The sequence below is a fragment of the Paraburkholderia sp. SOS3 genome, assembly GCF_001922345.1.
Lineage (GTDB): Bacteria > Pseudomonadota > Gammaproteobacteria > Burkholderiales > Burkholderiaceae > Paraburkholderia.
In genome coordinates, this window is record NZ_CP018812.1 from 2,887,229 (window position 1) to 2,913,224 (window position 25,996).

Here is a 25,996-nt window from a genome sequence, read left to right on the forward strand (position 1 = left end):
GCGCGCTTGCTTCGCTGCTGCCGGTCGTGGCGCTCAGGTCGCCTTTCAGGTCGCTTTTGAGGCCGCTTTTGCCCCTGGTTTCGCTTGCGTCCTTGCCGCCGCTGATGCGAGCGCAGCGCGCGTTAGCGAAAGAACCCGACTATCCGCCCGTCACCGCAGGCCGCACACTCGTGTTTCCGCGCGACTTCGGCGCGCATCCGCAGTACCGCACCGAATGGTGGTACGCGACCGGATGGCTGTTCGCCGCCGATCGCACCGCGCTCGGCTTCCAGGTCACGTTCTTCCGCTCGCGGCCCGCACTCGACGAGGCGAATCCGAGCCGGTTCGCGCCGCGTCAGTTGCTGTTCGCGAACGTCGCGCTCAGCGACCCGCAAGCGGGCAAACTGCAGCACGATCAGCGCTCGGCGCGCAGCGGCTTCGGTCTCGCGCAGGCGAGCGAAGCGGACACGAGCGTGCAGATCGGCGCGTGGTCGTTCGTGCGCGATACGCATAACGGCGCATACAAGGTCGACATCGATGCCGCCGACTTCGTGATGGAGTTCGCGATGCAGCCGACGCAGCGCGTGCTGCTCAACGGCGCGCAAGGCTATAGCCGGAAAGGGCCGCTTGCGAGCGAGGCGAGCTACTACTACAGCGAACCGGCGCTGCACGTGAGCGGCATGCTCACGCGCAATCGCACCTCGGGCGGCAAGGCCGAGCCCGTGCAAGGTATCGCGTGGCTCGATCACGAATGGTCGTCGGCGTATCTCGCCGATGAGGCGATCGGCTGGGACTGGATCGGCCTCAATTTCGACGATGGCGCCGCGCTGATGGCCTTCCAGATGCGCGACAAGGCAGGCCGTAAGTTCTGGGCAGGCGGCACGCTGCGGCGCGCGGACGGATCGTCGCATGAACTCGCACCGGCCGACGTCGTGTTCACGCCGCTACGCTGGTGGCGCTCGCCGCATACCGATGCGCGCTATCCGGTGGCGATGCGCGTCGATGCGGGCGATCTGCATCTGACGCTGACGCCCCTTTTCGACGACCAGGAGGTGGATAGCCGCGCGAGTACGGGCGCGGTGTATTGGGAAGGCGCCGTAACGGTGACGGCGGCCACACCGGCAACGCAGAGCGGCTCAGCGTCAGCAGCGCCCAGAGCAACAGCAACGGCCTCGAACGAAGCGGCGAAGCCGCTCGCGCGCGGCTATCTGGAACTGACCGGATACGTTGCGCGGCTGCGGTTGTAGGCGCAACTCAGCTTTCCGAAGTAACGGGTTTGGGTCTCTCGACTCGCTTCATTGCAACCGGCGCGGCCGCGCCGAGCCGCCCTTGCCGCTCTTCTTCCACGCGGCGCAGCATCTCCGCGGCTTGCCACGAGATCAGCGCGAGACAGCCGAAGATCACCTCGCGTATCCGCTTGACGAACGCGAGCGACAGCGCCGCATCGTGACTGACGCCGAACATCTCCGCGAGCAGCACGACCGATGCTTCCTGCACGCCGAGCCCCGATGGCACGAAGAATGCCGCGTGGCGCACCGCTTGCGTAATCGCCTCGATCGCGACCGCGCCGCCGACCGACACCGGATGGCCGAGCAGCGCGAGCGCGACATACGCTTCGAGCGCGCCGAGCACATAGCCCGCGAGCTGCCACAGGAAGGCGCGCAGCAGCAGGCCCGAGCGCACCATCAGCGCGTCGATGTCGGCATCGAGACGCTTGCCGTCGATACGCTGCAATAGCGGATGCGATTCGCCGAAGAGCCGCCCGGCCCAGCGCTCGATCGCATGGAAGATGCCGCCGCGCCGCAGGAACACGACTGCCGCGGCCGGCAGCGGCAACGACAGCAGCAGACCGAGCGTGATCGCATGCCAGGCGCCTGAGCTTTGCGCGGACGCAACGATCAGCACGATGCCGATCGCGGAGAACGCGTACTGCACCGCGAGCGTCACGATCACTTCGACGATCACGCTCGCGCTCACGAAACTCCCGTCCGCGACCCGCCACTGCGCAAGCCGGATGCCGATCACTTCGCCGCCGATACCGACCACGGGCAGCAAGCGGTTCACCGCTTCGCGCACGGTCGCGACCCACAGCAGAAAACCGAGCGGCGCACGCCGGTCGAGCAATAACCGCCACGCCTGTGCGTCGAGCAGCAGCGGCAGCAGATGCAGCGGCACGAGCAGCAGCAACGGCCAACCGGCGTGCCGGATCATCTCGACCGCTTCGCCGACGCGCACATGCAGCGTCAGCGCGATCAGAATCGCGATCCCGACCGGCCAGCCCACGAAACGCAGCCACTTCATGACAGTACCGCCGCTTCGGGCAGCGCATCGCCGAACACATCGCCGAAGCCGCCGCACGTTGCGCCCGCCGCACGCAGCGCCGATGCGACTCGCGGCGACAGCAGCGCATTCAGTTCGTCAGCATGGCGATAGCTGCGCATGCCGTCGGACAGCGCGGTGTCGCCCGCCGTGGCCGGATGGCAATAGATTTCGCCGACGCCGTGCGGCAGATTCGCGATGGTTTCCAGCAGCACGGCTTCGTCCATGCCGCCCGTATGCGCAATGCCGACGACGTAATCGTTGTGCGCAATACCTGCGCGCCTCAGGCGCGCGCGCACGCTCGCCATCCACGGCCGGATCCATGCGGGCGAATGCGCTTCGTACGGCAGCCGCATCGCGCGCATGCCGTAGTTGCGGCCGATGGCGAGGATCATCGAGAGCACCGTCGGGTGCAGATGGAAATGCTTGTGCGTATTGACGTGATCGAGCGGCAAGCCGGTCGCTCTGAATGCTTCGAACTGCGCGCGAATTTCCCGCGCAAGCTGCGTGCGCACGTGAGGCAGGAAGAAAAAACGGCAACCGTCGCGCACCATGTTGTCGCCGAAACGGCCCTGCGCATCGACGAGCGCGGGAATGTCGCCGCGCGGCAAGGTTGCCGCGCCGTCGGCCAACACCAGATGCAGACCGACGCGCAAGCGCGGCAAACGCCGCGCGCGCTCGATCGCATCGCGTGCGGCCGGCGCGCCGACCATCAGGCTCGCAGCGGTCAGCACGCCGTGCAGATGCGCGCGCTCGACTGCGTCGTTGACGCGCTCATGCAGGCCGAAATCGTCGGCGGTCAGAATCAGCGCGCGGCCGGACGGTGGCATGGCGAAGCTCACGCCTCGTGCGCCCTCAGGAAGCGGAAGAATTCGACGCCTTCGCGCAGACGCCGTTTCATCATCTCCCAGCTCATCAGCATCTCGCGCACGATCTCCCAGATCTTCGACGGGCGGAAGTAGAACTCGCGATAGAACTGCTCGAGGTGGTGATAGATCTCGTCGCGCGACAGGTGCGGATAACCGATCGCCGCCAGTTGAACGCCTTCCTTGCTGACGAGGTTGATGACCTTGTTCTCCTCCATCCAGCCGTTCTCGACGGCCTGCTTGTAGAGCGTCGTGCCAGGATACGGCGCCGCGAGCGACACCTGAATGGTGTGCGGATTGATCTCCTTTGCGTACTCGATGGTCTTGCGGATCGTCTCCTGCGTTTCGCCCGGCAGGCCGAGGATAAACGTGCCGTGGATCTTGATGCCGAGCTTCTTGCAGTCCGCGCTGAAGCGGCGCGCGAAATCCGTGCGCACCCCCTTCTTGATGTTGACGAGGATCTGATCGTCGCCCGATTCGAAGCCCACCAGCAACAGGCGCAGGCCATTCTCCTTCATGATCTTGAGCGTCTTGTACGGCACGTTGGCCTTCGCGTTGCACGACCACGTCACGCCGAGCTTGCCGAGGCCGAGCGCGATCGCTTCGGCGCGCGGCGCGTCGTCGGTGAAGGTGTCGTCGTCGAACATCACCTCTTTCACTTCAGGCATGTTGTCGCGAATCCACTTCACTTCCTCGAGCACGTTGTCGACCGAACGCACGCGATAGCGGTGGCCGCTCACCGTCTGCGGCCACAGGCAGAACGTACAGCGCGACTTGCAGCCGCGGCCCGTGTAGAGCGACACATACGGGTAGTTCAGGTAGCCGATGAAGTAGTTGTCGATCTTCAGATCGCGCTTGTAAATGGGCGCCACAAACGGCAGCGAATCCATGTCCTCGAGGATCGGACGCGCTTCGTTGTGTTCGATCGAGCCGTCCCTGGCACGCCAGGACAGGCCCTTGATTTCGGCGAACGGTTTGCCTTCGGCGATTTCCTTGCAGGTGAAGTCGAATTCCTCACGGCAGACGAAATCGATCGCCTCGGTCGCGGTGATCGAGTTGTGCGGATCGACCTGCACTTTCGCACCGACCATGCCGACGACGATCGACGGCTTGTGCTTTTTCAGGTCTTCGGCAAAGAGCGCATCGGTCGGGAACGACGGGGTGCTCGTGTGAATGATGACGAGGTCGTACTGTTCCGCGATCTTCAGCGTTTGCGCGACGGAGAGGCCGTCGGCCGGCGCATCGAGCACGCGGCTGCCGGGCACGAGCGCGGCCGGCTGCGCAAGCCACGTCGGATACCAGAAGGAACGGATTTCGCGCTTGGCCTGATAGCGCGACCCTGCGCCGCCATCGAATCCGTCATACGACGGCGCCTGCAGGAACAATGTCTTCATGGTCGTCTCGGTACTCGTGTTCGCGCTCATGTTCGTACTCATCTTCGTACTCACTCCGCCCTGCAATATGTCAGCGTTGCGTTCATTCATGGAATTGTCAGATATTTGTGCGCTCGGGGTTTATCGGCCATCGGAGACTTCGAACACCTCCACGGTATCGAGCTTGGCCGTTCCGCTTTCTGCGGTCTGCGTCGTAACGGGAACCCGCGCGCCGCGCCAGATCACATAGGACCCGAACGCACCGGCGAGCCACTGTAACATCAGCAATGCGTCGCGCAGCGGGACGAGCAGCAGGTCGCGCCAGAACGTCCACCAGTTGCGCGTCGCATGAATATGCATCGAGAGCCGCGCGAGGCAGCCGGCGAACGTGATTGCCGTCATCGCCGCCGCGGCGACCGGTTGCGTTCCTTCTGCCTGGAACGCGCCGGCGAGCCGCGCGCCGAGCAGCAGCCACGGCGAGGTGAACGTGATGAACAGGAACGCGAAGCCCGCCGGATTGACCGAACGGATCGTGCGCAGCCAGCGCGTTTCGCGATGCCAGAGCGCGACAAGGCCCGGCTCGATCACGTCGGTCGCGACGATCACTTCGGACAATACCGTGCGCAAGCCTAGCGCGCGCACGTGGCTTGCCAGCCAGTAGTCGTCCGCGAGGCAATCCTTCAACGGCTCGAAGCCGCCGATTCTCTCGAACGTCTCGCGGCGCAGCGCGATCGTTGCGCCGAAGCCGAATTCGCGCGAGCCCGTTGCGTGCGCAACGAGTACCGAGGGCAGAAACCATTCGTTGACGAACAGCGCGCCGACACGGGACCAGAAACCCTTGATGCCGGTCGCGCGATACAGACAGGTGACGACGCCGTTACGCGGATCGGCGAGCGGCGCGCAAACGCGCTGCAGGTAATCGGGCGCGACGGCAATGTCGCTGTCCGCCACGACGAGCAGCTCGTAACGTGCGTGCTCGGCAAGATTCATCAGATTACTGACTTTCAGGTTGCTGCCGTGCACGCGCGCATCGACCACGAGCGTGATGTCGCAATGCGGATACGCGGCCTGCAGCCGGCGCACGACGCCGATCGCCGGATCGTGCGCGGACGACACGCCGAACAGCAACTGGAAGCACGGATGTGTCTGCTCGCAAAACGACGCGAGGTTTTCGTAGAGCCGCGGCTCCGCGCCGCACAGCGGCTTCAGTATGGTGACGGCACCGAGCGCCGCGGGTAGCGGTTGCGGCTGCCCTTTGCGCGAACGCCAGCGTGCCGTGCGCCGCAACAGACCGGCCGCAAATCCTGCATAGACCGTCGCGCCGCAGCAGATCGCCGCAAGCAGCCACTGCGCATAAGACGTCCAGTTCGCGGTCATCGGGCGCGAGCCTCCTTCGAGAAGCGCTGGAGGGCCGATCCTGTCGACAGACGAGACATGCTCACGCTGATTGGTCTGATTAACATCGAAGGCACTCCGCTCGTGTCGTCGAATGCGAGCGTAAGGTTTGTATGTGAAGCGTAGATGTTCCGGCAGAATTTGCCGGCGTCGGAGTAAAGGTTAGCCAAATAAGGGCGCACGTGCATCGACCGCACGCAAACCAAGCGCAGACGAGCCTTATGGACGGATGGCATGCCCCGCCCTCCGACGCGCGCAACCGCACTCGCGATCGCGTGGCTGACAATGGAGCGCTGCACCGTCAGCGGAATCGCCGGTGCAGGGTGTCTCTGGCAATGTTCGTTTCATCGATTGACTACAACGCGCGCAAAAGAACACTTGCAATTTCGTTGGGATCGGCAAAGCCGCCCTTACGAAAATATAATTATTTCTTTCAAATAAAATATGCTGCGGAAAGCAAAGCCGCAACACGAATACTAGCAGTGGTTTCTTAGCAAAACATTAAGCTGCATCAGCCGGCCGGCGTACGTCACCGTCGCGCAGCGGTCTACCGTGTGCCGCGAAAGATCCCTGTTTTACAGTACTCTTAGATTAAAAACGACAAACTTTGCGACGACGCTATGCGCTGACGACCTGGGACGCAATAGACTTTTTCGGTATTGAAAAAATAGAATTCGAGGATGCTTCAATTGCAAGGCAATCGCGTTATTCAAATCCTCGACATACCGCCCGATAATCGGGTGGTTGCCGATATGGCAAAGACGCCGTGCCGCGAATTTCGCGTCTGGGCCGGCTACGGCTTGTCGCACCCCGATTGTCAGCGACTACGCGATGCAGTTGACTTGCCGCCGCTATCCGCGATGCCGGTTCAGGCGCGAAGCATCGCTTTGCGCCCATGTCGGATTGCGGCGATCCGTCACAGCTATTTCACATCGAACGTGTATTCGCCGTGCGTGCGGTGCCCATCGGATGCGACCGCCACCCAATGCACGGTGTACTGTCCGGCTGCCAGCCCGGACAAGGGCACGCTAATCACCCTGGGCGTTTTCGCGTCGATGCGCGCCTTGCTGGTCGTCACCGGCTTGCCCGACGCGTCGGTGACTGTCAGCGTCGAGAATGCGGGTTCGAGCGGACCGTTGAATGTGACGCTGACCTGTGCGGGTGCGGATACCGTCGCGCCCGCGGAGGGCTCCTGCTTCGACGGGAAGACGTGCGCGAATGCGGTCTGCGCGACAAGCAGCGTCGCGGCACATAGTGCGCATAGGGTCGTGTGCTTGCGCGCGAGGGTTGATTCTTTCGGTTTCCGGAACATAAGGCGTCGCTGCGGTTATGGGTGGATGCGCGAGCGCATCGATCAGTCGCCGATGCGCCGGCGACGGCTTCGACACGGCGTGGCCGGTTAATGTTCCAGAGGCGGTTCCAGAGGCGGTTCCAGAGGCGGTTCCAGACGCGGGGCCAGCGGCGGCCTCAATAGTGTTTCAGGCTCGTTTCAGCCGCTCGATCAGCGCGATACCGGCAGCCGGGTTGTGCTCCTTGAAACCGCTGATCACATACAGGAACACCTCGCGCGGGCTTTTGCCGGCGGCCACCGGCTTCGCGACGGTTTCGAGGCCGGCCGGGTGACCGCCCGACGCCCACGTTCGCATCCGCGCGGTCCATAGATTGAGTGCGGCGTCATCGTAGCCGTGCTCGAACGCGTCGGACGTGCCCATGATCCGCGCGTAGACGAACGGCGCGGTGACATCGGCGATCTGCAAATATCTGGAATCCCCGGCCACGACGATCGCCACGCCGTGCTTGCGGGCAAGCGCGACAAAGGCCTCGTTGCGAAAGCTCTCGTGCCGCACTTCGACAGCATGGCGCAGCGCGCGGCCGCCGGCCTCTTTCGGCAGCAATGACAGAAAGGCATCGAAGTCCTGCTCGTCGAACTGCTTGGTCGGCGCGAATTGCCAGTTGATCGGCCCGAGCTTGTTCTTCAGTTCGAGCACGCCGCTTGCGATAAAGCGCTCGATCGACTCGCCCGCTTCCGCAAGGATTCGCCGGTGCGTCGCGAAGCGCGGCGCCTTCAGCGAGAAAATGAAGTCGTCCGGCGTCTCGTCGTGCCACTTCGCGAACGATTCGGGCTTCTGCGATCCGTAGAACGTGCCGTTGATTTCGATGGTCGTGAGCTGGCGGCTCGCGTATTCAAGCTCGCGTTTCTGCGCAAGGTCTTCGGGGTAGAACAGGCCGCGCCACGGCGCGAAAGTCCAGCCGCCGATGCCCACGCGGATGGCGGGCATCGTTGAACCGGCACCGCTGGCCGATTTTGCGGTGGCGGGCCGGGTGTTTGCCATGGGCTCGGGTTTGCGGGAGGCCGCCTTCGTGGCCGGCGCTTTCTTAGTCGCTGCCTGCGTAGCGACTTTCGTCGCTACCGCCTTCTTACCCGCCGCTCGAGCCGCCGTCTTGCCCGCCGCACCCAACGCGCCCGACGCGCGTTTAGCCGGTGCCTTCGCGGCCGCCTTCGTGGATTTCGCCGCCTTCGCGGCCGGTTTGCGCGCTGCCATGGATGACGTCTCCCCTCATGCGTTCGACCCGCTCCAGTGTAGCGAATCGCGCGAGGCTGCGCGTCGTCCTTCGCACGCTATGACCGGTACGCTTCGGGCCGTCGATCACGCAGCACATGGTTGAATGCATTGAGCTGGCGATGCCGGCGCGCATCGGCCAGATTCACCTGCGCGAGAAGAATCTCCTCATCGGTCGCACTCGCGGGGCCGGCGACCGGCCAGCCGTGCGCGTCGACGATCACGCTGCAGCCGAGGAACGGCTGGCCGCGCTCGTTGCCCACGCGATCCGCGGCCGCGACGAAAAGTCCATTCGAATGCGCGCCGCTCATCGCGAGCAGATTCGCCATGACCGGCAATCCGGCCGGCTGCGCGGGCATCGGCACCCAGTTGGTCGGCACGCACAGCATATCGGCGCCGCCGTTTGCAGCAAGCCGGAAGACTTCGGGAAACCAGATGTCGTAACAGATCGCGCATGCAATGCGCCCAAACGGCGTATGAAACACCGGCACGCCGAGATTGCCGGGCTCGAAGAACAGATTTTCGTCGCCCCACAGATGCAGCTTGCGGTAGTTGCCAAGCACGCGTTGCGGGCCGATGATCGCCGCCGCGTTATAGAGCACGTCGCCGTCGCGCTCCGCATAGCCGGCGACCAGCGTGACGTCGAGACGCGCCGCCACGGCCGCCCATGCGCGAATCGTCTCGCCGTCGGCAAACGTCTCGGATAGCGCGAACGCTTCCTCGCGCGTCTCGAACACATAGCCCGAATTGCACAGTTCGGGCAATACGATCAGACGCGCGCCGCGCGCATGCGCTTCTTCGATCAACGCGGTTGCGCGTGCAACGTTGTGCGCCTTCGCGCCGACTTCCGGCCGCATCTGGATGCAGGCAACGCCTACCTTGCTTTCGCTCCCCGCAGTCATAGAACCACACTCCTCGCAATCGGCGAACGGATCGCATGCCAGCAATGCACGTTTTCATAAGCATGCGCAACGCGCAGCACGGTCGCTTCGTCAAATGGCTTGCCGACGATCTGCAGGCCAACTGGCAATTCGCGCGCATCGAAACCGCACGGCAGCGACAGCGCCGGCAGACCGGTCAGATTGAACGGATAGGTGAGCCGCCATGATGCGGCAAGCGGGCTTTCCTCGAGTCCGCCGGTGATCACCGACGCCTGGCCGCGATGCCATGCGGTCACCGGCGAGGTGGGCGTCACGATCGCATCGACGCGTTCGAACACCGCATTGAAGTCTTCGATCAGCACGCTGCGCAGCTGCTCGGCCTTCAGGTAATCGGCAGCCGTCACCATGCGGCCGATCTCGACGAGCGTGCGCACGTCGTCGTTCATCGCCGCTGTCGCACCTCGCTGCAGGCCGCGGTCGTGATAAGCGCTCGACGACGCAAGCTCGATGGCATAGATCGCGCCGAGCCCGTATTGCAGATCCGGCACTTCGAAATCGACGATTTGCGCGCCGAGCGCAGCCAGATCGGCAATCGCCTGTTCGACGCGCGCTTCGACGTCGACTTCGTTCGCGCCGAAAAAGTGATTGCGGCACACGCCGATGCGCAAGCCCGCCACGCCTCTCTCGAGCTGCGCGGTGAAGTCGGGCACGGGCACGTCGGCACTGCCGGGGTCGCGCGCGTCGAAGCCGGCCAGCACGTTGAGCATCAACGCGGCGTCGCGCACGGTGAGCGCAAGCGGGCCCGCATGATCGAGCGACCAGCTATGCGGCACGATGCCGGCGCGGCTCACGCGGCCAAAGGTCGGCTTGAGGCCGACCACGCCGCACAGGCTCGCCGGAATACGGATCGAGCCGCCGGTGTCCGAACCGAGCGCGCCGAATGCGAGGCCTGCCGCGAGCGCCGCGCCGGAGCCGCCGCTCGAGCCGCCGGGAATGCGCGACAGGTCCCACGGATTGCGCGTCGGCGGCGTCTCCGTGCCCCATGCGAATTCGTGCGTGCGAGTCTTGCCGATCAGCACCGCGCCCGCCGCGCGCAGGCGCGCGACGGCGGCCGAGTCCTCGTCGGGAAACACGTAGCCCGGTGCGCGGCTGCCTGCGGTGGTCGGCATGCCGGCCGTCAGGTAGTTGTCCTTGATCGCGATCGGCACGCCATGCAGCGGTCCGCGCCGCTCGCCGCGCGCGATTTCGGCGGCACAGCGTTCGGCGTCGGCCCGAGCGCGCGCATTGATGCATTCGTATGCGAGCACGTCGGTGTCGAGGGCCTCGATGCCGGCGAGCAGCTTATCGATCACCTCGACCGGCGAGACGTCGCCATCGGCGATGCGCGCGGCGAGCGAAGTGAGATCTTCGATATCGCTCATGGTCGCTCCATCGTGCGATAAAGACGCGCGATGTCGAACACGATCGCCGGGTGACGATCCGACAGATCGAGCGTGCGCAGCTTGTCGATCTCCGCGAGGATCGTTCCGTACACCGACAGATTGTGCGCGATGCGATCGTCCGCGAACTCGATACCGATCCAGCGCGCGAGTGCATCGATGCGTTCGTCCGCTGTAACGTGCGCACGCCGCGTCGCTCCCGGACGCGCCGGCGGGGACGTCAACAGCATCCGCGTGACCGCGTCCGACGGCGCGCGACCCGGGTCGTCGCGCGTCGGCATGCTTTCGACAAACGGTGCAACCTGGTGTCGCGCGAGCTCGAACACGCGCCGTAATTCGGCTACCGGATTCTCATGTTCGTCGACGCGCAAATCGACCCATGCATACGCGTCGTCGCGCATGACCTTGAGCGCCGCCGATTGCTGTCCGCGCATGTCGCCGCCCGCGGCCTGCCCCGCCTCGAGCGCCTGCATCAGGCGTTCTTCGAGCGTGAGGTCCGGCGTCGCTTCGAACGCGGCCTGCATCGCATCGAGCGTCGCGGCCCCGACCAGCATGTTGCCCTGAACCGAATAGGTTGCACCGGTGCGCTGCCCGGCCACGCTCGTGCATTGCGCACCGGTCCATGCCGCGCCGTGCCCGCGGCTGCCGATCATGCCGATCTGCCGCAAATCCGCGGCCGGGTCGCCGCCGAGCGCCTGCGCGAGCGCGCTCTCCGCGTCGGCGCCTTGTTCGAGCAGCGCGAGCGCGTCGAGCGCGAGATACGGGTTGACCCACGATTGCGTCGACACTGCGCCGACGCCCGCGCGCACATAGATGCACATCGCACCCACGGCCGGCACTGCGGTGCTGACAGCCACGCCGAGCGCGCCGGTGCCCGGGCAACGCGCGACAATCGAAAATGTCATGAAAAGCGGTCTCCGTGGCTAAAGCGATAGAAAGCGCGCAACGGTCTCGTGCGCTGCCGGGTCGGACGTCGAACCCGCGGCCGGAATTTCGCCGAGTTCGAGCACCGCATAGCGGTTCGCAACGGCGAACGCAAAGTGCACGTGCTGCTCGACGAGCAGCATCGATGTGCCGGAGCGGTCGCGCTCGCGCGTCAGGATGCCGACCAGCCGTTCGATCACGGACGGCTGCATGCCCTCGGTGATTTCGTCGATCAGGATCAGCTTCGGCTCGCGGATCAGCGCGCGGGCCACGAGCAACATCTTCTGCTCGCCGCCCGACAAGGTGCCGGCCTTCTGCCGCAAACGCTGCTTCAGAAAGGGGAACAGGTCTTCGATACGTGCAAAAAGCGGCTTGAAATCGCGGTCGCGCACGAGTGCGAGCTTCAGGTTTTCCTCGACGGACAGATCCTGGAACAGGGCCTGTTCCTGCGGAATATAAGCGACGTCGCGCCGCGCGATCCGGTTCGGCGGCAGGCCCGTGATGCGCTCGCCGAACAGCGCGACGTCGCCGCTTTTCGGCCGGATATAGCCCATCAACGTCTTCAGCAGCGTCGATTTGCCCATTCCGTTCTTGCCCATGATCGCAACCACTTCGCCGCGCGCAAGCGTGAGGTCGATGCCCTTGAGCACCATCGCTTCGCCATAGCCGCTTTGCAGCGCGCCGATATCGATTGCAGGTGATGTGCTCATGCACTGCTCCCTGTGTTGGCCGCCCCCGCGTGCGATTCGCCCGCATACACGGCGCGCACGAGGTCCGAGTTCACGACTTCGTCGACGCCGCCGTCCATCACAATGCGCCCCTGGTGCAGCACGACGATGCGCGAGCTGATCTGCCGCACGAAATCGAGGTCGTGCTCGACGAGCAGCAGGCACATCCGGTAGCGCGTTGCGAGCGAGACGAAGATCGAGCCGATCTGCGTGCGCTCCTGCTTCGTGAGGCCCGCGGTCGGTTCGTCGAGCAACACCGTGCGCGGTTCGAGCGCAAGCACCATGGCGAGTTCGAGCGCCTGCTTCTGGCCGTGCGACAGATACCGGCACGGCCGCTCCGGTATGCGATCGAGGCCTGTCAGCCGCAGCACGTCGAGCGCGGGCTGCGGCAACTCGAGCGTCGTTGCGCGTTGCCATCTCGATGGCCGCGCCACGCGATAGCGCGCGATCCGCAATGCTTCGGCCACGCTCAGCGAGTCGAATACGGTCGCTGTCTGGAATTTGCGTCCGACGCCAAGCGCCACGCAGTCGTAAGGCGCAAGCCGCCGGATCTCGGCGCCGCCGATCTCGACAGTGCCGCCCGAACGCTGCGCGCCATCGGCAATGCAGCGCATCAGCGTGCTTTTACCCGCGCCGTTCGGTCCGATCAGGCTCAACAACTCGCCGGCATGCGCGTCGAAGCTGATGCCGTCGAGCACCTTGAGACTGCCGAAATGCTTGTGTATGTCGCGCAGCGACAGCGCCGGGGCCGGCGTGCCCTGAGCTTCGCCATCTCCCGGACCTTCGTGCTCGCGCGCGGGCGCCGCGACGAACGTGACCGCGACCGGCGCCGGGCCTCGGCGGCGCGGCAGCGCGCGGCGCACGCCATCCGCGACCAGCGGCGCGAGCCCGCGCGGCATCGCGACGATCACGACGACAAAGGCGATGCCGATCAGCAGCGTCCAGATATACGGCAGGTCGCCGCTCAGATATGCGCTGCCTGTATCGATGAGCAACGCGCCGACGATCGGGCCCAACAGCGAACCGCGTCCGCCGAGCGCGACCCAGATCACGAGTTCGGTGCCGAACACGAAGCCTGCATACTCGGGCGCCACCACCATCTGCACGCACGCGAACAGAAAGCCCGCGAACGCGGCGACGAGCGCGCATGTGTCCATCAGCCGGGCCTTGTAGCGCGATACGTCGATGCCCAGATATTCGCAGCGCGACTCGTTCTCGCGAATCGCGACCAGCAGCCGGCCCGCGTCGCTGCGCACGAACAGCCACGCGATCACCGCGACCAGCGTGAGGAAAGCGCCGGCGATAAAGAACCACGCCGAAAGCGGCAGGTCGATGCTGTCGAAACCCGACAGCCCGCTGCTCGAGCCGGTGAATTCACCGCCCGAATAGATCGCCTGCACGAGCACGATCGGCAGCACGAGTGTCACGACCGACGCATAGAGCGGCGAAGCGCCGTGATAAAACGCGAGCCAGCCGATCGCGCGCGACACGAGCCATGCGGCCGCGAGTCCCGCCGCGAGCGCCCCCGCCGCGAGCAGCGGCGAATAGCCCGCGTGCACGAAGACGAGGCCCGCCGCATAAGCGCCGATGCCAAAGAATGCGGACTGCCCGAACGTCAGGATGCCTGTGTAACCCCACAGCAGATCGACGGTCAACGCAAGCGCCGCATACAGAAACGAGCGGATCAGGTTATTGACGAGAAAGGTCGGCAGCACGACGCTGCCCACCGCCAGCACGGCGAGCGCGGCCACGCTCACGACGAGCGGCATGCGCCACGGCCGCGCAACCGGCGCGCGCAACGGCATGGTCGAAACAGGATCAGCCACGAGCAAAGCCCTCCGGCCTGATACGCAGCAGCAACGCCGCGAGCACCGCGATCGTCAGGCCGCCGAGCACCGGATTGACGAAGGTGCTGACGAGCACCTGCGCACCGCCGAGCACCGCGCTTGCCACAGCAAGATTGACGAGCGATGCGCCCGCTACCAGCACGAGCATGAATGCGCCCACCACCCACGCGACGCCCATATTCGGATCGACGCTCGCGAGCGGCGTGATCAGGCAGCCGGCCAGCGAAGCGAGCGCCGCGCCCGTGCAGAACGTAATGAACCGCACGCGCGCACTGCTGATGCCGAGACCGCGTGCGAGCGCTTCGTTCATGATGACGGCGCGTGTTTGCAGACCGAGGCGCGTGCCGTTGAGCAGCCAGCCGAGCACGAGCGCGATGACCAACGCGACGCCGACGAGCACGAGCCGGTATGCCGAATACTGCGCGCCGAGCCAGTGAACGGCGCCGGTCAGCGGACTCGCGACCATCTGCACGCCGCGCCCGAACGCGAGCGTGATCAGCTGGCCGACGATAATGCCGAGGCCCCAGGTCGCGAGAATCGCATCGAGCGGACGCGCATAGAGCGGCCGCACGATGAAGCGTTCGACCGCCATGCCGAGCACGAAGCCGATCGCGAGCGAACACGGAATGCTCCACCACCAGCCGAGCCCCGCCTGCGCGACGATCACGCTTGCATAACCGCCCGTCGTCAGGAATGCGCCGTGCGAGAAGTTGATGATTTTCATCACGCCGAATACGAGCAGCAATCCGGTCGATACGATAAACAGGATCGCTGCGGTCGTGACGATATCGAGGCCCAGATTCAGCATCGCGGTCGCCTCGCTGCGCTTACTTGAGCGCCGGGCACTGCGCGCCCGGATCGACGTTCTTGAACGACTCGATCACCTTGACCGAACCGTCCGCCTGCACCTGGCCGAGATACATCGTGAGCGGCGTGTGACGCTGCTTGTCCATCTGGATCTTGCCGCGCGGGCCGTCGAACGACACCTGTGCGAGCGCGGGTATCACTTTGGCGGTGTCGACGGTGCCGGCTTTTTCAACCGCGGCCTTGTACAGATAGATCGCTTCGTATTCGGGCACCGACAGATCGTTCGGCGTCTTCAGATCGGCGCCAAAGCGCTTTTGCATCGCCGCAAGAAACTGATGATTGGCAGGCGTGTCGATGTTCGTCACATACGAGCCGGAAATATAGATGCCTGCCGCATCGGCGCCCATGCTCTTTGCCGTGCCTTCGTCGACGGCGAGATTGCCGTACGGCAGTTTCACGCCAGCCGCGCGCAGCTGTTTCGTCAGCGTGACGTTCGGCGCGCCGCCGGCTGTCGACGTGATGATCGCGTCAGGCTTCGCCGCCTGCAGCTTGCTGATGATCGGCGTCCAGTCCGAGCCGTCCATCGGCAGATATTCGTTGCCGACCACCTTGCCGCCCTGCTTCTCGATGTAGCTCTTCGTGAAGTCGAGCATGCCGCGGCCGAATGCATAGTCGCTGCCGATCAGGAAGAACGTTTTGGCGTGCTTCTGCTTCATGAAGTAGTCGACGATCGGGGCGACCTGCTGGTCCGGCACCCATGCGTCGACATACATATAGCGGTTGCACGAACGGCCTTCGTAGAACGACGTGTAGATGAACGGCACCTTGCCGCGCGAGACGATCGGCAAACCGGCATTGCGCGCGGCGCTCGTTTCCATCGAGATCAGCGCGTTGACCTTCTTGTCGAAGATCAGCGAATCGAAGGCCTTTTGCGCACCGGCCGCGCCGCTGCCGTCGTCGGCCACTTCGAGGCTGACCTGACGGCCGAGAATGCCGCCCTTCGCATTGATCTCGTCGACCGCGAGTTGCGCCGATTGCACGACGGACGGCGCCACGACGCTGTTCGCGCCGCTCAGCCCCACCGGTACGCCGATCTTGATCGGGTCGGCGGCGAACGCCGTATGAACGGTCACGACGGATGCAAGCAGTGCGGCGGCCGCCGCCGCGAAAGAGATGCGCTTCATTGTTGTATGGCTCCTTGTATGATTTGTTTCGATCAAACCGTTTCGGTCGAACGCTGTTTGCCGCGCCTCAGAACTGCACGCCGCGCGTCAGCGCACCGTCCACCACGAGGTTGGTTCCGCTGACGAAACTCGCCGCCGGACTTGCGATGAAGACCACCGCATTCGCAATCTCCTCGGGTTTCGCCATGCGGCCGGTCGGATTCAACGCGAGCGAATCCGCGAACAGCTTCGGATCGTTGCGTTCGATGTGCTCCCACAAGCCGCCCGCGAAATAGGTATTGCCCGGCGACACGGTATTCGCGCGAATGCCCTTTGGCGCGAGCTGATAGGCAAGCCCTTGCACGTAATGCACGACCGCCGCCTTGAACGTGCCGTAGGGCCCCGCCGCGAAGTCGATCTCGCGCGCCGATACGCTGGAAATGCCGACGATCGATGGCGCTTTGCTTGCCTCGAGGAACGGCATTGCCGCATGCACGAGGTTCACCGTGCCCATCAGATCGGTCTCGAACTCCGCCTGCCACGACGCAAGTTCGTCCGCAGTCGACAAGGCGCTGACGTTCGCCACGACGATGTCGAGTCCGCCGAAATATTCCGCGGCCGTGCGCGTCCATGCTCGCAACGCTTCGCCATCCGCTACGTCGACGGCCGAGCCGGTCACGCGTACGGTTCCGGCAGCGCGCTGTGCGAGATCGGCCACCGTTTGTTCGACCGCCGCGCCGTCGCGTGCGCACAGCGCGACATCGGCGCCTTCGTCGACGAAAGCCTCGGCGATCGCGAGCCCGATGCCGCGCGTACCGCCCGTGACGAGCGCCTTCATTCCTTTGAGCTTAAGGTCCATGAGCCGGTCTCCTCTACGCCGCTTCGGGCGCCAGATACTTCTTGTCGATCGCCGCGCCGACCGAATATTTCGGATCGACGAAGTTGCCAAGGCGCACCTTGCCGCATTGGCTCAGCATCATGTAGGCATCCCAACGGTCGAATCCGTACTCGAGCTCGAGCCAACGCACGAGTTCGTGATACGCGATACGCGTTGCGTCCTCGAGCGGCCGGGCGCTGCCGATCGTCATCAGCAGCCGGTCGGTCTCGAGGCGCGGCCAGTCGATCTGCCAGCCTTTGATCAGATCGACGTGAATCGTCGTCGTGCTCTGGAATTCCACGGCCGTGCCGCACACTTCGCCATCGCCCTGGCACGCATGCGCATCGCCGATAAAGAGACGCGCGCCGGGCGAACGAACCGGCAGATAGGTGATGCTGCCCGGGCCCATATCGGGCACGTCCATGTTTCCGCCATGGTTGTCGGGCGTCAGCGAATTGATCGAATCGATTTCCGGCGACAGGCTCAGCGTGCCGATATGCGGCTTGTACGGCAGCTTGATGCGCTTGCTCCAGTACACGCCATCTTCGTCGAGGTCGATCTTGCGCGTGATTTCGGGCAGCGGTTCGTTCAGCGTGGCCGTGTATTCGGTGCCGGTCAGCGCGCCGAAACGCGGAATCAGGCAGCACGTGCCGCGCGGATTGTCGCCGCGCGGCTGCATCGATTCGATGTACACGGCGACGACGTCGCCCTTTTCCGCGCCGTCTATCATGATCGGACCGTTCTGCGGATTCAGAAACGGCACCTTCAGGTGCTGGCTCGGCAGATCTTTTTCGGTGCGGATCTTGCCGTCGAACGCATCGCGCGTTTCGACGACCACCCGGTCGCCCGGCGCGATATGCAATACGGGCTCCGAATACGGGCCCATCGTGTAGTGAAACGTGCCCTGCCGCGCTTCGGTCAATTCGTGCGTCGTGCCGACCTGGCCGCGCGCGAGCCCGCGTGTGTACATGATCGATTGTGAAAGCCAGTTCATCTACGTGTGTTCCTGTGAGGTTGATCGGAAGTGGGCGACATGTTCAAACCGAGATCAGCGCCCTGACGTTGTTCGCCTCCATCTGGTCGCCGCGGCCGGCTGACACCACCTGGCCGCGCACGAGCACGACGTAGTCGTCGGCCACTGCCTGTGCGAAATCGAAAAACTGCTCGACGAGCAGGATCGACAGCGAGCCTTTCAAAGAACGGATCACCGCCTCGATTTCCATCACGATCGACGGCTGAATGCCTTCGGTCGGTTCGTCGAGAATCAGCAGTTTCGGGTTGGTCAGCAGCGCGCGGCCGATCGCGAGCTGCTGTTGCTGGCCGCCGGAGAGATTGCCTGCAATGCGCCGGCGCATTGCCTTCAACACGGGGAATGTCTGGAACACATCGGCAAACGTGAACTGCCGGCCGTTGCGCGCTACGCTGCGTTCGCCCGCATACGCGCCGATGCGCAGGTTTTCCTCGACGCTGAGCAGCGGGAAGATGTCGCGGCCTTGCGGCACATAGCCGAGACCCGCGGCGACGCGCCGGTGCGACGGCGTGCGCGTGATTTCGCGGCCGTCGAGCGCGATACCGCCGGCCTTCACGGGCAACAGGCCGACGAGGCATTTGAGCAGCGTCGTCTTGCCGACGCCGTTGCGGCCGAGCACCACCGTGCAGGCGCCGTCCGCCACGTCGAGCGATACGTCGCGCAATGTATGGCTGCTGCCGTAGTACTGGTTCAGCGATGAAATGGTCAGCATCGTCAGCGCCCCAGATAGACGCGAATCACTTCGGGATTGGCGCGCACGCTTGCCATCGATCCTTCGCCGAGCAGCTTGCCTTCGTGCAGCACGCTGACGAGATCGGCAATCTCGCCGACGAAGTCCATGTCGTGCTCGATGACGATCACTGCCCGCTCGGGCGCCTTGAGCCGTGCGATCAGCTCCGCCGTGCGCGAGGTTTCGTGATCGGTCATGCCGGCCACCGGTTCGTCGAGCAGGATCACGTGCGGGTCGGCGACGAGCAGCATGCCGATCTCGAGCCATTGCTTCTGCCCGTGCGACAGCGTGCCCGCCATGCGTTCGCCTTCGGCTGCGAGATTGATCGTGTCCAGCACTTCGTCGATGCGCGTGTGCTGCCGCTGCGTCAAACGCGAGCGCACCATATCGGCATAGCCGCGCCCGTTGCGGATCGCAAGCTCGAGGTTTTCCCGCACGCGCAGTGCTTCGAATACGCTGGGCTTCTGGAATTTGCGGCCGATGCCGAGACGCGCGATCGCGGTTTCGTCGAGCGCCGCGAGATTCGTCACCTTGTTGAGGAATACCTCGCCGGCCGCCGGCCGTGTTTTGCCGGTAATCACATCCATCAGCGTCGTTTTGCCGGCGCCGTTCGGCCCGATAATCGCGCGGATTTCTCCGTAGCGAAATTCCATCGACAGGTTCGTGATCGCGGCAAAACCCGAGAACGTGACAGACAGGCCGCTGATGTAGATCGCCGTTTGCGGTGTCGGGCTCATCGGCGCGCATCCTTGTGCGGCTCGACCGCCGCCCTGAACGTGCCCCATACGCCGTGGCTGAAGCACACGACGATCAGCAACGTGACGCCGGCCAGAATGAACGGCCAGACGGCAGGCAATTCCGCGGTGAGCCAGAACTTGATGCCGTTCACGAGAATGGCGCCGAGGATCGCACCGACCAGCGTGCCGCGCCCGCCGATCGCCACCCACACCGCGATTTCAACCGACAGTTGCGGCGATACGATGGTCGGATTGACGATGCCGACCTGCGGCACGTACAGCATGCCGGCCAGCGCGGCGAGCACGGCCGAGAGGCACCAGGCCACGAGTTTCAGCGTATGCGTGCGATAGCCGAGAAAGCGCATGCGCGCTTCGTCGTCGCGCACCGCGATCAGGGCGCGGCCGAACGCGGAACGCGTCAGATAACGCACCGCGAGGTACGCCACCACCAGCAGCACGCACGACGCGACTGCCAGCCCTATCTGCGTGCCCGTGGCCGCGACCGGATGACCGGCGAGCTGCGTGAAGCCGGTCATGCCGTTGTTGCCGCCGAGCCCGACGTCGTTGATGAAGAGCAGCAGCATCAGCGCGTACGTCAACGCTTGCGTGATGATCGACAGATACACGCCGTTGATCCGCGAGCGGAACGTGACGAAACCGAACACGCCGGCCACGACGGCGCTGACGACGATCGTGGCGAGAACGGCGACGTAAAGACGCGCGAGCACCGTCCACAGCTTCGGGAAATCGTGCGCGCCCATGTATTGCATGAAGTCGGGCAATACGTGCGTCTGCTCATAGGCGCCGTTGAGCAGGTAAATCGCCATCAGATAGCCGCCGATGCCGAAGAAGATACCGTGGCCGAGGCTCAGGATGCCTGCGTAGCCCCACACCAGATCGAGCGCCAGCGCAAGCAGTGCAAAGCACATGATCTGCCCGATCAGGTTGATGCCGAACAACGAAAGATGCAGCACGCTCGACTCGGGCACGACGAAATAGGCGAACGGCAAATAGAGCGCGACGAGTATGAGCAACGGCGCGACGAACGCTTCGGTTGCCGGTCCCATCCATCGTGCGGCGAGACCTGACAAGGTGAAGCGCCGCGAGGCGGCATGCGGATCGGGGAATGTGTTCATACGCGGGTCTTCAGAACAAAGAGACCTTGCGGCCGCTTCTGGATGATCAGCACGATCAGCAGCAGCACCGCGACCTTCGCGGCGACCGCGCCATAGAACGGCTCGATGAACTGGTTGATCTCGCCGAGCGCGAGCGACGACACCGCAGTGCCGACCAGGCTTCCGGCGCCGCCGAGCACGACCACCATGAACGAATCGACGACGAAGCCCGTGCCCATCGATGGATTGACGCTGGCGATCTGCGTGAGCACGACGCCGGCAAGTCCAGCGAGGCCTGCGCCGATGCCGAAGGCCATGCGGTCGACGCGTTCGGCGGGCACGCCGAGGCACTTCGCCATATCGCGCAACTGCGTGGTCGCGCGCATCAGCAGGCCGAGCTTCGTGAGCCGGATGACCGCGAACGTGGCGACAAAAATCAGCAGCGCGAGGCCGATTGCGAAGAGCCGGTTATAGGTGACGAAGAAGCCGGGCGCGGCCTGCACGCCGCCGTTCAGAAAGGCCGGCGTGACGAATTCGAGGTTCTGCGAGCCGAACAGCACCTGCACGAGCTTGATCAGCGCGATGCTGACCGCCCAGGTCGCGAGCAGCGTTTCGAGCGGGCGGCGATACAGGAAACGGATCACGCAGAACTCGAGCAGCATGCCGCACACCGCGCACACGACGAACGCGACCGGAATCGCCACGAAGATATACGCGTCGAATAGCGCGGGAAGATGCGCCTGCATGAAGCGTTCGACGAGCCACGTCGCGTACGCACCGATCATGATGAACTCGCCGTGCGCCAGATTGATCACGCCCATCAGGCCGAACACGATCGACAGTCCGAGCGCGGTCAGCAGCAATACGCCGGCATAGCTGAGTCCGCTAAAGAGTATCGACAGCGCTTTACCGACCGATAGCCAGGTATCGATATCGTGCATCGCTGCTTGCACCGCGGCGCGCAGATCGGGATCGTTACGTACGGCATCCTGCGTGGCCAGGTTCGCGAGCGCGGTGCGGGCGGTCTCGCTCGGCACTTGCGCGACCGCTTTGATCGCAGCAAGGCGGTCGGCTTTGACGTCGCTGTTGAGGCCGCGCTTGGCGAGCGCGAGCGTCAGCACGGCGGCGATATCGGGATTGCGTTCCTGCTTGCTTGCGCGCGCAACGATGGCCGGATCGAGCAGGCTGAAGAACTTGTCGACCTGGCGAGCCGCCGTCGCGCGTTTATCTTCGTCGTGCGAAAACAGGCTGATTTCCGCGGATGCGACGGCCAGCTTGCGCATCATGAGAATGCCGGGCACGTATGGCAAATCGGCCGACGACCCCGAACCCGCGGCCGGCTGGCCGCTTGCCGCATCGAGCGCCGGACTGCCTGCTATCGTCGCGTGGCCGTTGTCGCCGCACACGAGCGCGCCGTTGCGCATCGCATCGACGATGCGCATGGCCCACGCCTGTTCGCCCGCATCGGCCGACACGCCGCGTTCGACGATTCGCGACAGTGCAGCGGCCTTGTCGCCGTCCTGCGCGCAGAACGCGGCGAGCGCGGCCGCACGCGCAGCCGGTGCCGCTGCCGCTGCCGTCACCGAGGCGTCCGGCGACGACGCAGCGTTCGCGGTAACCGCGATGACGCTCGCTGCAAGCGCCATCGTGGCGACCGCGATGGCGAGGAAGATTTGCCTGATGTTGATCACACGAGTTTTCCGGTCGATGCTGCCGCGCCGGTCCATGCAATTGCCATGCGCGGACCGGCGCGAACTTGCCACTGCGGCGTCAAGCCTTGCCGATATACGGGCTGAACGGCACCGGCTTCACGATGTCCTTCGACTTCCACAAGATGTCGAAGCCCTGATTCGCGTTGATCGAACCGATCATGTCGCCGCGCCACAGGTATTGCGTGGTTTCGTCCATCTTCGCCGTGTAGCCGGCCGGATCCGCGACCGTTTCGCCCGCCAGCGCCTTGCGCACCGCATCCGGGCTCGTCGAGTGCGCTTTCGTCGCGGCCTTCGCCCACAGGTTGAGGCCCAGATAGGTCGACACCATCGGATCGATCACCATGTCCGGCCGGTGCTTCAGGTTGTGCGCGGTCACATAGTTCTTCCAGTCGCTCTTGAACTGGCGGTTCAGGGGCGTGTCGACGTTCTGGAAGTAACACCAGCAGCTCAGGTGGCCGACCAGCGGCTTCGTGTCGAGACCTTCGAGGTCGCTGTCGACGACGTCGAGACCGAGGATCGGAATATCGGTCGCGCGAATGCCCTGGTTGATCGCTTCCTTGAACATCGCCGGAATCGAATCGCCGACCACCGTCATCACGACGATTGCCTGGCCACCGGGTTGCGCGGCGAAGTCCTTGATCTCGCGCACGATAGTCTGGAAATTCGACTGACCAAACGGCACGTAATGTTCGCGCCACGCAGATTCCTGAATGCCTTTCGTCTTCAGATAGCCCTTGAGCATCTTGTTGATCGTGCGCGGCCAGACGTAGTCGCTGCCGATCATATAGAAGCGCTTCGCGCCGCCGCCCTGCTCGCTCATCAGATAGTCCACCGCGGGCAGCACCGAACTGCTCGGCGGCGAATTCAGATAGACGACGTTCTTCGACTGCTCTTCGCCTTCGAAGTGAAGCGGATAGAACAGCAGGCTGTCCTGCGCTTCGACGACCGGCAGCACGGACTTGCGCGATACCGACGTCCAGCAGCCGAACAGCGCCGAGCATTTGTCGCGCTGGATCAGCTGCTTCGATAGTTGCGCATACATCGGCCAGTCCGAGCCCGGATCGACGACCACGCCTTGCAATTTGCGGCCCATTACGCCGCCCTTTGCGTTGATCTGATCGATGGTCATCAGCGCCGTGTCCTTCAGCAGCGACTCGTTGTTCGCCATCGTTCCCGACTGCGAAAACAGCAGTCCGAGCTTGATCGGCTCGCCGCCGCCCGCGGCAAACGCGGCTTTGGGCAACGTGACGCCAGCAGCGGTCACCAACCCCGAACCGACTGCCGACAGGAAGGTACGTCTTTTCATGTGCATCACTCCGACGTGTATGAGAAAACCGCAAACGCAAAAAGCCCGAAACCGGACGAACCGGTTTCGGGCTTTTTTGGCCGGTGCCGCACAAGACGCCTTTGTCTCGAGCGACGCAAAGAGGTGAGCTGATCCGCTGCGCGCGCTGGGTCAGCGAAAGCTAAAAAGCAATCGGTATGCCAACGATAGCCACGGACCCGCAGCGTCGCTCGATAAACGTTGAAGCGACGCACTCCGCATATTGTTCACTTGCGCCGCGCGATGCGCAGCGGGCATTATCGACGGGCGCCGCGCACTCGCACGCACGCGCAGGCCGCACGCAGACTGTGCATGCCTGCACCAGCGACGCGCAGCACGCACAAGCAACGTCCTTTGAATGACACCCATGACAAGCAACGTGCCGGGCTCTACGTCGGCCCCCATCCGGATCGGTGTGCTGTACTCGCGCTCGGGCGTCACGTCCGCGGCCGAGATTACGCAGTTGCAAGCAACGATGCTCGCGGCCGAGGAGATCAACCAGGCGGGCGGCGTATCGGGCCGGCCGATCGAACTCGTCTGTCTCGACCCGCAATGCGCGCCGCGCCGTTACGCGGACCTCGCCGAGCAGCTGATTCTCGAACATCGTGTGAAGATCATCGTCGGCTGCTATATGTCGAGCACGCGCAAGGCCGTCATCCCGATCGTCGAGCGGCACAACGCGCTGCTTTTCTATGCAACGCCGTACGAAGGCTTCGAATACAGCCGCAATGTGATTTATACGGGCGCCGCGCCGAATCAGAACACACTGCCGCTAGCCGGCTTCATGCTTACGCAGTTCGGCTCGCGCGTCAGCATGATCGGTTCGGACTACGTTTGCCCCTATGAATCGAATCGCGTGATGAGCGATCTGATTCTCGAGCGCGGCGGCGAGAAAGTCGAGGAGACCTACCTCGCGCTCGATGCGCCGTGGCAAAGCTACCTCGACGCGGCGCAGCGCATCAAGCAGCGCGCACCCGATTTCATCTTTTCGACCGTGGTCGGCGAAGGCATTCCGCTTCTGTATCGCGCATTCGCGCATGTCGGACTCGATCCTTACCGGATGCCGATTGCGAGCCATATGACGAGCGAAGCCGAGATCGCCGTGATGGGCAGCGACCTGGCCGAAGGCCACATCACGTCGGCGACCTATTTTCAAAGCATCGGAACGCCGGCGAACGTCGCCGCGGTGCAGCGCTATCAGGCGCGCTTCGGCAGCGAGCAGCCGACCAACATGTGCTGGGAAGCAGCCTATTTCCAGATGCATCTGCTCGCCGATGCAATCCGCCGGGTCGGTTCGGACGATCCCACCTTGCTGCTTCGCGTGCTGCCCGGCCTTGAATACGATGCGCCGCAAGGACGCGTACGCATCGACGAGCACAACAACCATACGTACCTGCATCCGCTGATCGGCCGCGTCAATGCACGCGGTCAGTTCGACATCATCGGACGCGCACCGGGCCGCGTGAAAGCGGACCCGTATGTCGTGTCGCATACGACACCCGCGTGGACCGCTGCCGCGCAACCCGAGCTCACGCGCTCAGGAGCCGCCCGATGAAACCGGTGACTGGCACTCCCGCGATACTTCGCGATCTGCGCTCGCTGAAAGTCGCGGTCATTCATCCGCACGATCAGGATGGCGAAGAACTGCTCGCGCAATTGCAGCGCATCGGCTGCGATGTCGAAGTGTTCTGGCCGCGCCTCGACAGCTTGCCGCCGGGTACCGGTCTCGTCGTGATGGCGGTGCGCCCCGAAACGCTTGCGACTTCGTTCCCATGGCTCGGCGAGAGCTCGACGCCGCCCGTGATACCCGTCGTCACATACGAGAACCCGATCACGATCGAAGCCGTGCTGCGGTTGAATGCGTTTGCAACGATTCCATCGCCGGTGCGCTCATTCGGGCTGCTTACCGCGATTGCCGTCGCACTGACTCAATTCAAGGCGTCCAGAATGCGCGAGCGCTACATCGAGCGGCTCGAACAGAAACAGGCGAATCTGCGTGTGATCCAGCAAGCCAAGCGCATCGTGATGGATGCGCGCAAAGTGTCGGAAGACGAGGCGTATCAACTGCTGCGCTCGCAGGCAATGCTTAAGCGCGAGCAGATCGAGACGATCGCGAGCGCGATCGTCAAGGCGCATGAAACGCTGAGTTTTTGAGGCGCGGTGCTGGGCGCCGTTTGCCGTCGTCGCGA

23 protein-coding genes are annotated in these 25,996 nt (G+C 64.2%); 3 read left to right on the forward strand and 20 right to left on the reverse strand.

The genetic code is table 11. The features are described 5' to 3' along the window. The first annotated feature begins 104 nt into the window (after nt 1–104). On the forward strand, nt 105–1,226 hold the full coding sequence (locus BTO02_RS32890; RefSeq protein ID WP_075161618.1) for a lipocalin-like domain-containing protein: 1,122 nt from the start codon (nt 105–107) through the stop codon (nt 1,224–1,226). A gap of 7 nt (nt 1,227–1,233) precedes the next feature. Here BTO02_RS32890 and BTO02_RS32895 read toward each other — a convergent pair whose 3' ends face one another. The 20 genes from BTO02_RS32895 to BTO02_RS32990 form a co-directional block, all read right to left on the reverse strand. After that, nucleotides 1,234–2,280 (reverse strand): lysylphosphatidylglycerol synthase domain-containing protein, encoded by a 1,047-nt coding sequence (locus BTO02_RS32895; RefSeq protein ID WP_075161120.1) that lies wholly within the window; start codon nt 2,278–2,280, stop codon nt 1,234–1,236. Further along, nucleotides 2,277–3,128 (reverse strand): hopanoid biosynthesis-associated protein HpnK, encoded by an 852-nt coding sequence (hpnK, locus tag BTO02_RS32900; RefSeq protein WP_075161121.1) that lies wholly within the window; start codon nt 3,126–3,128, stop codon nt 2,277–2,279. The genes BTO02_RS32895 and hpnK overlap by 4 nt, the downstream gene beginning before the upstream one ends. A gap of 8 nt (nt 3,129–3,136) precedes the next feature. Next, nucleotides 3,137–4,588: a hopanoid biosynthesis associated radical SAM protein HpnJ gene (hpnJ, locus tag BTO02_RS32905; protein WP_442953518.1), complete on the reverse strand. Its 1,452-nt coding sequence runs from the start codon at nt 4,586–4,588 to the stop codon at nt 3,137–3,139. Nucleotides 4,589–4,678: 90 nt separating this feature from the next. Then, complete coding sequence (gene hpnI / locus BTO02_RS32910) at nt 4,679–5,914, reverse strand: bacteriohopanetetrol glucosamine biosynthesis glycosyltransferase HpnI (RefSeq protein ID WP_075161122.1); 1,236 nt, start codon at nt 5,912–5,914, stop codon at nt 4,679–4,681. Between the two features lie 940 nt (nt 5,915–6,854). Further along, complete coding sequence (locus tag BTO02_RS32915) at nt 6,855–7,244, reverse strand: copper resistance CopC family protein (RefSeq protein WP_075161123.1); 390 nt, start codon at nt 7,242–7,244, stop codon at nt 6,855–6,857. Nucleotides 7,245–7,410: 166 nt separating this feature from the next. Continuing rightward, nucleotides 7,411–8,265 carry a DUF72 domain-containing protein gene (locus tag BTO02_RS32920; RefSeq protein WP_083615566.1) on the reverse strand — a complete coding sequence of 285 codons (855 nt, stop codon included), beginning with the start codon at nt 8,263–8,265 and terminating at the stop codon, nt 7,411–7,413. A gap of 287 nt (nt 8,266–8,552) precedes the next feature. Beyond that, nucleotides 8,553–9,395: a nitrilase family protein gene (locus BTO02_RS32925; protein WP_075161125.1), complete on the reverse strand. Its 843-nt coding sequence runs from the start codon at nt 9,393–9,395 to the stop codon at nt 8,553–8,555. Beyond that, nucleotides 9,392–10,795, reverse strand: a complete 1,404-nt coding sequence (locus BTO02_RS32930) for an amidase (RefSeq protein ID WP_075161126.1) — start codon at nt 10,793–10,795, stop codon at nt 9,392–9,394. The genes BTO02_RS32925 and BTO02_RS32930 overlap by 4 nt, the downstream gene beginning before the upstream one ends. Beyond that, on the reverse strand, nt 10,792–11,718 hold the full coding sequence (locus BTO02_RS32935; RefSeq protein WP_075161127.1) for a DUF1028 domain-containing protein: 927 nt from the start codon (nt 11,716–11,718) through the stop codon (nt 10,792–10,794). Before BTO02_RS32935 ends, BTO02_RS32930 begins: the two co-directional genes overlap by 4 nt. Nucleotides 11,719–11,736: 18 nt before the next feature. Continuing rightward, a complete protein-coding gene (locus tag BTO02_RS32940; protein ID WP_075161128.1) occupies nt 11,737–12,447 on the reverse strand; it encodes an ABC transporter ATP-binding protein in 711 nt (236 codons plus the stop codon). After that, nucleotides 12,444–14,291 carry a branched-chain amino acid ABC transporter ATP-binding protein/permease gene (locus BTO02_RS32945; RefSeq protein ID WP_232243610.1) on the reverse strand — a complete coding sequence of 616 codons (1,848 nt, stop codon included), beginning with the start codon at nt 14,289–14,291 and terminating at the stop codon, nt 12,444–12,446. The genes BTO02_RS32940 and BTO02_RS32945 overlap by 4 nt, the downstream gene beginning before the upstream one ends. Further along, the gene (locus BTO02_RS32950) at nt 14,284–15,117 is read right to left on the reverse strand and encodes a branched-chain amino acid ABC transporter permease (RefSeq protein WP_198039356.1); all 834 of its coding nucleotides are present in this window, start codon (nt 15,115–15,117) and stop codon (nt 14,284–14,286) included. The genes BTO02_RS32945 and BTO02_RS32950 overlap by 8 nt, the downstream gene beginning before the upstream one ends. 22 nt (nt 15,118–15,139) lie before the next feature. Further along, entirely contained in the window at nt 15,140–16,303 is a 1,164-nt protein-coding gene (locus BTO02_RS32955) for a substrate-binding protein (RefSeq protein WP_075161131.1), read from the reverse strand. A 67-nt stretch (nt 16,304–16,370) separates the two neighbouring features. After that, nucleotides 16,371–17,141 carry an SDR family NAD(P)-dependent oxidoreductase gene (locus BTO02_RS32960; RefSeq protein ID WP_075161132.1) on the reverse strand — a complete coding sequence of 257 codons (771 nt, stop codon included), beginning with the start codon at nt 17,139–17,141 and terminating at the stop codon, nt 16,371–16,373. A 13-nt stretch (nt 17,142–17,154) separates the two neighbouring features. After that, nucleotides 17,155–18,153 carry an acetamidase/formamidase family protein gene (locus BTO02_RS32965; protein ID WP_075161133.1) on the reverse strand — a complete coding sequence of 333 codons (999 nt, stop codon included), beginning with the start codon at nt 18,151–18,153 and terminating at the stop codon, nt 17,155–17,157. 43 nt (nt 18,154–18,196) lie between these two features. Continuing rightward, nucleotides 18,197–18,901, reverse strand: a complete 705-nt coding sequence (urtE, locus tag BTO02_RS32970; protein ID WP_075161134.1) for an urea ABC transporter ATP-binding subunit UrtE — start codon at nt 18,899–18,901, stop codon at nt 18,197–18,199. 2 nt (nt 18,902–18,903) lie between these two features. Further along, nucleotides 18,904–19,656, reverse strand: coding sequence for an urea ABC transporter ATP-binding protein UrtD (gene urtD, locus BTO02_RS32975; RefSeq protein WP_075161135.1), 753 nt, complete (start codon nt 19,654–19,656; stop codon nt 18,904–18,906). After that, nucleotides 19,653–20,792, reverse strand: a complete 1,140-nt coding sequence (urtC, locus tag BTO02_RS32980; protein WP_075161136.1) for an urea ABC transporter permease subunit UrtC — start codon at nt 20,790–20,792, stop codon at nt 19,653–19,655. Before urtC ends, urtD begins: the two co-directional genes overlap by 4 nt. Beyond that, nucleotides 20,789–22,462: an urea ABC transporter permease subunit UrtB gene (gene urtB / locus BTO02_RS32985; RefSeq protein ID WP_232243611.1), complete on the reverse strand. Its 1,674-nt coding sequence runs from the start codon at nt 22,460–22,462 to the stop codon at nt 20,789–20,791. Before urtB ends, urtC begins: the two co-directional genes overlap by 4 nt. Before the next feature lie 79 nt (nt 22,463–22,541). Further along, a complete protein-coding gene (locus tag BTO02_RS32990; protein ID WP_075161620.1) occupies nt 22,542–23,789 on the reverse strand; it encodes an urea ABC transporter substrate-binding protein in 1,248 nt (415 codons plus the stop codon). Nucleotides 23,790–24,165: 376 nt separating this feature from the next. Between BTO02_RS32990 and BTO02_RS32995 the strand changes: the two genes are divergently transcribed. Both BTO02_RS32995 and BTO02_RS33000 read left to right on the forward strand, forming a co-directional pair. Then, nucleotides 24,166–25,362, forward strand: a complete 1,197-nt coding sequence (locus tag BTO02_RS32995; protein ID WP_232243612.1) for a transporter substrate-binding domain-containing protein — start codon at nt 24,166–24,168, stop codon at nt 25,360–25,362. Continuing rightward, nucleotides 25,359–25,961 carry an ANTAR domain-containing response regulator gene (locus BTO02_RS33000; protein ID WP_075161139.1) on the forward strand — a complete coding sequence of 201 codons (603 nt, stop codon included), beginning with the start codon at nt 25,359–25,361 and terminating at the stop codon, nt 25,959–25,961. Before BTO02_RS32995 ends, BTO02_RS33000 begins: the two co-directional genes overlap by 4 nt. The last annotated feature ends 35 nt before the right edge of the window (nt 25,962–25,996 follow it).